The 345-nt window shown below is 71.6% G+C and carries 1 pseudogene; it reads right to left on the reverse strand.

From position 1 onward, the window contains the following. Positions 1-131: 131 nt before the first annotated feature. Positions 132-345 (reverse strand): annotated as a pseudogene (locus tag MKK63_RS24295) (alpha/beta hydrolase); the annotation flags it as partial.

Consider the following 345-nt stretch of genomic DNA (forward strand, 5'->3'; position numbering starts at 1 on the left):
CGATCGGGTACGGCTCTCAGCGCCCGCGAAGCTCGTCGATGATGCGTCTCCTTCGGAGAGGTTCCACCCCTCACCCTGTCCCTCCCCCTTCAGGAGAGGGGACCCTCGCCTCATCCCGCCTCCGCCGTCGCTCACACCCACCCGATCCGCTCGAAAAACGCCGCGATCTCCTCCGCCGCCCGCTCGGGCTCCTCCCGCTTCGGGAAGTGCCCCACCCCCGGGCACGGCGCAAGATCGAGATCCGAAAACGTCCGGCCCAGCCGGTCGGTCAAGGACTGGGGGAGGACCGGGTCGTCCTCGGCACCGCGCACACAGCGCGCCGATGCGCACGCGCCCCGGCGCGGG

Origin of the sequence: Methylobacterium sp. J-088 (assembly GCF_022829295.1) — a bacterium.
Taxonomy (GTDB): Bacteria; Pseudomonadota; Alphaproteobacteria; order Rhizobiales; family Beijerinckiaceae; genus Methylobacterium.